Consider the following 6,370-nt stretch of genomic DNA (forward strand, 5'->3'; position numbering starts at 1 on the left):
GTGTTCGCTCCCATTCGGTCCCCTACAGCGCCGCGCCGGCGGGCCCGGATGGCACCTGTCCGGCCGCCGCATGGCGCCACGGGTAGCTGTCCCATCCGGCGTCCAGGACGGCGTTGCGGGCGTGGGTGTGACCCGACAGCGCCTCGCGCAGGGCGTAGGTGGAGCGCTGCGGGTCGGCAGCCCGCTCCAGCAGGAGCCGGCCGACGGGGGCGTCGGTGATGGTGACCATGTTCTCCAGCTCGCTGATGCTGCACACCGTGACGGGCACCGTGGTGGCTGGCAACTGAGGCCGCTGGACGGGGGCGTTGACGATGTGGAACGGCTCCATCGTCACGATCAGCCCGTGCACCGGCCGGTCGGTGGGCACCCCGGCGAACTCCTTCTGCCCGCCGGCGATCAGAGCGGCGGTGTTGTCGATCTGCTCATAGGCGCGGCCCAGCATGCGCTTCACCTCGTCGACCCGCTGCTCGCTGGCCAGGCGCAGATGCGCGGTGGGCCGCACGGACTTCACCTCCACCAGCAGCACCAGCTCCTCGGTGACGACGATCCAGTCGACACTGAGTGCGTTGCCCCGGCCGTAGACGATCTCCGGATGGACCGTCGCGTCAGGCAGCAACCCCAGCTGGCGGCCGACGTAGGCCTCGAACAGATCACCCAGGTCCTGCGCGAAGGCGTTGCCGAACCGGGCGACGCCGGTGTAGTAGATGCCCAGCGGGCTCGCCTTGGCCGGGATCAGCTGGCTGACCGGTGCGAGCAAGCCCGGGCCGTAACCCTCCACCAAGGGCGTGCCGCGCAGCGGGTTGTACTCGTAGCGGCGCAGGAGCGGATCGGTGGTCATCCGGGCCCGGTCGTTGGCCTGCCGGAAGGCGGCCGTATCGGTCACGAAGTGCTTCTCGGTCACCGACATGATGGTCGCGGCGGGGATCTCCGCACAGATCCGCTTCGCACCGGGCGCTGTGAGCGAGTCCGGGTCGAACCGGCCGGCGCAGCTGATGGCCGAGGCCCACAGCAGCTGGGCGATGCCGACGTAGTGCGACAGACTCGCCCCCAGCAACTCCTCCTCCCAGCCTGGACGTAGACACCGCGCCGGGCGCGTCCCCGACGTCTGTGTGAGCATGGCCGCGGCACGCGCCAGATCCTGGAACACCGGCTCCTGGTAGGTCATCTGTTCCCCGGAGGCGCGCAGCAGCCACCGGCCCAGAGCGTCCTCGTCGGTGTCGCGCAGGAAGTGGTCCTCCAGCCGCACGTACATGTCCAAGATCTGCAGCAGGTCCGCATCGCTCGCGTCCTTGCGGTACTCGTTCCCGCACGCAAGCGACACCCGGGCGGCGTCGGCCAGCGCCCACGGCGTGTACTTCCGGTACGGGCTCTGCAGCCACGACGACTCCCACGAATAGGTCGCCGACGCACGCGCGATCAGCGGCAGCAGAGCACTGGGCCGGTGCCGCCGCACCCGCGCCACATACTCCCCATCCCGTACCGCCCGACTCCCTGATGCCCACGTCATGCACCCAAGGATGTCGTGTCCACCTCTGCGCTGTCCTGCTCATTACAGCCCCGCCCCCCGGGGGGACCAGCACCGGTGCCCGCGACCGCGATGCCCTCTGCGGGCAACCCGCGCCCCGCCGTATGCCCGGCCTCGAGTTGTGCCCGGCGCACCTGTAACCGCTGTTGAGCCAGGGACATCGGTGCGGCCTGAAAGCGCAGGGACGGGACGACGGTCCGGCCGTACGCTGTCGGGCCCGGGGCCCGCGAGAGAAGCAGCAGTACTTTTCCGGGCAAAGCGCGAACAGGGCCTTGCGTATCCGTTTCTGACGGTTCAATGATTATGCGACTGCCCGCCCGGGTGGTGTCGCACGCTTTCCCACGCCTTGGTTACGGCCAGCGTGTGAAGCCGCTTCCGCTGCCCCACCGGCATCCGGAACGGGTGTGCGGTGCTCCGAGCGGGAACAGACGGCCGACCGCCTCCAGCATCGTGTCGTTCCTGTCGGACTCCTGCCAACCAGGCATGGGGCCGCAGCCGCGTACTCCCGTACCCGCTGCCGCCCCGCCGCCTTCGCTGCGGAGCCGGCTGGAAGGACCTCGATGGCACAGACCTTCACCCCGCCACCCGCCGACGACCCGTACGGGCTCCTGGAGCGCCTGCAGCCGATTCAGCCCCCTGCCGGCCAGGCTCGCTCAGCACTCGTCAAGCAGTTCAAGGGCGACCCGCTTGGCGAGCTCGTCGCCGCGGCCGCCCTCGGTCCCGAGTCGGCCAAGCACATACGCGCCAAGTTCCCCAAGACGCTGCCCAGCGGAGACCGGGCCGAGCTGCGGATGTTCCAGTCGAGCCCGATCGCTGGCGCTCTCGTTCTGCAGCCGCGCCTGGCCGATGCCGAGGCATCCCCCGCCGACCCGCTCTACGACCAGCTCATCGAGGCGATCCAGAGCGGTGGCACCCTGCCGGACCTGGATGACCTCGTCATCAGCGCCGGCAGGTTCCGCAGTGAGGACGGCTGGCTCGTCCTCGATGTCGACAGTCAGGACAGCCTCGAAGTCGCCGTCCGCCGCATCACCGACCAGACCCAGGAGCGCAACGACAAACGGTTCATGGTCGCCACGGAGGGCATCTCGGACCGCATCATCATGGTCCCCCTCGTGATCCGGCAAGGCGGCAAGGCGACCCGGCGCTTCCTCACCGTGGACGGCATCTCGCGCACCACCGCCGCCTTCGCCATCCTCGGCCTGGACCCTGCCGTATGCGCGGTCATGACCCAGGACAGTGTCGGCGACCTCATCCGCGACACAGCCCGCGAAGTCAACAAGGAACTGCGCGACCTGCGCGAAGAGGCGGACCGTCTGCGTGCTCAGCCGGCGGAAGCCCGCGGCGAGGGCGAGGCCATCTTCGCCAAGCACGTTGGCGAGACCGCTGCCCGCTGGCGCGCCCTGCAGTGTGATGTCGAGCTCTGGAGCCCGGGTCCTGATGTGGACGTCCATCGCTTCGTGATGGAGGTCGTCAGCCTGATCCACCACCAGCAGCAAGCCCACTCCCAGACCTCCAAGCGCCGTACCATCCATGAGGCTGTGCTGTCTGACCTGTCGCAGGCTGCACCACCGGCCCTCATCGAGCGCCAGCGCCAGCAGAACCGCGGCCCGTTCCGCAGCGGATGGGACTACCTCGACTGGGCCTACCAGGCCATCGCCGATCTGATCGATCCGGCATGGCGCCCGCACATCGCCACGACCCTGCGCCGCGAACTGAAGATCAGCCGGTGCCATGCCAAGCAGTTCAGCGAGCTGGCCGGAGCCGTCGTCAGCCGCCCCCTGCAGTCCCTCGACCGCAAGTACTGGAAAGGCAACGAGCACCAGCAGTCCCTCCTTGAGATCGCACAGCGCGCCTGGACCCGCGACGCCCTCCCTAAATACGTGTGGAACCGGAAGGTCCGCCTGCCGGAATACCGGGTGACGGACGCGCAGCTGAGGGCATCCGTGGAAGCCGTCAGCAAGGCTGCGACTGCATCCCAGGGGCTCGTCAACAGGGACAAGCGGATCGAGACCGATGACGCGACCCTCGGCGACCACATCGCCTTCCTCCTCGTGGTCGGTGCCATCGCCACGACGTTCACGGGGGCGCTGCGCACGGACACAGGATCCGGCCGCCAGATCGAAGACTTGCCGGAGGAGGACATTCCGACCGCGTTCACCACGGCTCCCGTGTCGGTCGTCCTGGAGATGATGCAAGCCTCACCCTGGGGTCCCGCGCAGCTGAGCGAGAACATCGCGGCGTTCGTGACCTCTTTCGACGAGCGCCGACGTGTCAAGCCCCGCCGGGTCTCCGCCCAGGCTCCGTACAGCCCGTTGGACAACTCGGTGGTCGACAGCGCCTACATCCGCGCCATCGCGGCTGGCATCGAGCAAGGCCAGGCGGACAAGCGAGAACAGGAAAGGCTTCGGGCGCGCGCCAGGCAGGCCAACCCGGTGGCCGAAGCGCTGGAGGTCCTGCCCACTCAGTTGCGGATCGCCGGTACCTCTGCCCAGACGCTGCACGAGGCGAACCTTTCCAAGATCACATGCTCTGCGGCACTGATGGCCGAACTCTGCGAAATGGCGGAAACCGTGGCCTACCAGCTGAGGGGCCTGAAGATGAGACTGCAGGAACGGGAACAGCAGGAGGCGGACGCCAACCTCAGCCGAGCCGAGGAGCCGGGCGAAGGGGACACCCTGTGACGGCACTCCCTCCGGGGACCGCCCCACTGCTGCCGGGTACACCCCTGCGTAGGTCCTACGACCTGGCTGCGGACGCCCTGGGAGACCGCCTTCTGCGCCGACAACCGGTGAAGATCGCTCTATGGGTGCTGCCCGACTACGCGGGAGACGAGCACAAGGCGGTCTACCTCCTCGGTTCGGGCACGTTCGAGCTGCTCTACACGGGGTCCACGAGCCGTGGTCTCGGCACCGTCCGGGCGCGTGTCAACGAGCACCGCCGGGACCCCCGTAAAGCCGAGGTCACCTGGGTAATGGTGCTCCCCGTGCAGCGCGAGGCCGATGTGGAACAGGCCGAAGGGGAGGTCGGCCGTCTGCTGGGGCGCCCGAGGCTTTCCCAGCGGCTCCCGCGGCTGAACAGCAAAGGCTGAGCAGCTCGGCCGCCCATGAGCGGATGAGAAGCTCGTGCGGCGGGTCGCGGGCGGCCCGCCCGGAACCCGCCGTCAGACCGCGTCGGCGATGCTGAGACCACGCTACTGGGCGCGGTGGTGGATCAGGTGCATGCCGAGGACGAGCAGGAGCTGTCGTCCGGCCTGGTCGAACTGTACCTGGAGGGTGGGTTCGCGGAAGAGGTCGGCCAGCTGTCCGGCCTCGGCGGCGAGGGTCCCGCGATCAGCGAGGTAGTCGGTCATGGAAGCACGGTGGACGGCCCTGGCCCGTTCCAGCATCACGGCGTCGACCTTCCCGTCCAGGGTGCGGCCCAGCGCGATGCTGAGGGCCTCGACGTAACCCATGACCGTCTCGACGGTCATGGGTGTCTGGGCGGGCCCGAGCGCGCGGACGAGGCCGCTGGCGGCGAACACGGTGTCCGGTTCCATCACGTCCCGCACGGCGTCCAGCAGCTCGGCCCGCCCGCGCACCGTCAGGGCCTTGCCGTTGCCCAGCTCGGTGATGATCCGCACGAACCGGGCCCGCGCGGTCGGCGTGGCCAGCTGATGTCCGACCTGTTCCAGCAGACCGAGGGCGCCCTCGCGGGCCACCTCCTGGCTGCGCCGGCCGCGCCCGACCCACGTCGTCCACGCCCGCTGCGCCTGCCGGGTGGGCACGTAGCCGTCCCACCACAGCCACATCGCCAGCGGCACCTGCGCGAGCGAACTCAGATGCTGTACCTGCTGCCGCTTGTCCAGCAGGAGCAGCAGCAGTCGACGCTGGGTGGCGCTGTGCTCGGCCTTGTCCGACCCACGCCGCCGGGTACGCAGCCGCGGCTGGTCCAGCAGCCCCTTGGCGATCCAGTCGTGGATCCGCCGTACGGTCATGCCCGAGTAGCCGGCCGCATGGGCATCCGCGACGAGGTCATCGATGGTGCCGGGCCCGCTGATGCTCTCCCAGGTGTACACGGGGTGGAAATTACACCGTTCTCCCGCCAACCGGGCCCCAGTTGAGGATGCAGCGTCTACCACCCCACTGCCACGATCAACACAGCAGCACAAACCACCTTGGCGAGCCGCCGTGCTGCATCAACCCACCCCCGCACAGGGCACTACAGCACCCTGTCTGAGAGAAGGACCTCTACCGTGTCGAAGAAGAACCGCACCTCCTCGGCCACCCCGTCCCAGAGCGACCTGGCACCCGCCCCGGCCCCGTGGTGGCGCCTCGTCTCCGTGGCACTCGTCACCGGAGCAGCCCGTCACATCGGCGCCCTTCTGGCCGGCCTCGCGGTGACCTGGCGGCAGCACGACTGACACACCTCGGCGACACACACGAAGAGAACGTCAACACCTGTCTTGCCGACTCTGACTGACAACACCTCATCCCGTACGGACACACACGGCCATTCTGCCAACGGTACATGCGGCATCAACGTGATGCAGCCACTACACTGAAACCCACACGAACGAGCGACCCCCACCCTTGTAGCCAGCCCGGCCCGCGCCAGCGGGCCCAACGGCCCTGGAGGCGCAGCAGGAAGGACCGTCAGGCGGGGGAGCGCAGCGGACCCGCCGGCCAGGCTGGAGCGAAGCGGAAGCCTGGTAGCGGGACGGAGTCCCGCTGATCCGGGAGCGCAGCGGACGGACCGTCAACCGTGGTGCGCAGCACCACGGTTGTGAGGGTGGCGCAGCCACCCTCCAGCGCTCCCGCGGAGCGGGACCGCAACACCCGCGCGCAGCGCGGGTGTTCGCTTGCACAT

5 protein-coding genes are annotated in these 6,370 nt (G+C 69.0%); 3 read left to right on the forward strand and 2 right to left on the reverse strand.

Annotation, left to right across the window (positions count from 1 at the left end; all coding sequences use genetic code 11):
* Nucleotides 1-22 precede the first annotated feature (22 nt).
* A complete protein-coding gene (locus FHS37_RS37690) occupies nucleotides 23-1,462 on the reverse strand; it encodes a hypothetical protein (RefSeq protein ID WP_184829693.1) in 1,440 nt (479 codons plus the stop codon).
* A gap of 623 nt (nucleotides 1,463-2,085) precedes the next feature.
* Here FHS37_RS37690 and FHS37_RS37695 point away from each other — a divergent pair.
* The gene (locus FHS37_RS37695) at nucleotides 2,086-4,206 is read left to right on the forward strand and encodes a hypothetical protein (RefSeq protein WP_184829694.1); all 2,121 of its coding nucleotides are present in this window, start codon (nucleotides 2,086-2,088) and stop codon (nucleotides 4,204-4,206) included.
* Complete coding sequence (locus FHS37_RS37700) at nucleotides 4,203-4,613, forward strand: hypothetical protein (protein WP_184829697.1); 411 nt, start codon at nucleotides 4,203-4,205, stop codon at nucleotides 4,611-4,613. The genes FHS37_RS37695 and FHS37_RS37700 overlap by 4 nt, the downstream gene beginning before the upstream one ends.
* A gap of 102 nt (nucleotides 4,614-4,715) precedes the next feature.
* Here the strand turns inward: FHS37_RS37700 and FHS37_RS37705 are convergent, their stop codons facing one another.
* Nucleotides 4,716-5,579 (reverse strand): hypothetical protein, encoded by an 864-nt coding sequence (locus FHS37_RS37705; RefSeq protein WP_184829699.1) that lies wholly within the window; start codon nucleotides 5,577-5,579, stop codon nucleotides 4,716-4,718.
* A 177-nt stretch (nucleotides 5,580-5,756) separates the two neighbouring features.
* On the opposite strand from FHS37_RS37705, the gene FHS37_RS37710 reads away from it, so the two are divergent.
* Nucleotides 5,757-5,924: a hypothetical protein gene (locus tag FHS37_RS37710; protein ID WP_184829701.1), complete on the forward strand. Its 168-nt coding sequence runs from the start codon at nucleotides 5,757-5,759 to the stop codon at nucleotides 5,922-5,924.
* The last annotated feature ends 446 nt before the right edge of the window (nucleotides 5,925-6,370 follow it).

Source organism: Streptomyces griseomycini (genome assembly GCF_014203535.1).
Classification (GTDB): Bacteria; Actinomycetota; Actinomycetes; order Streptomycetales; family Streptomycetaceae; genus Streptomyces; species Streptomyces griseomycini.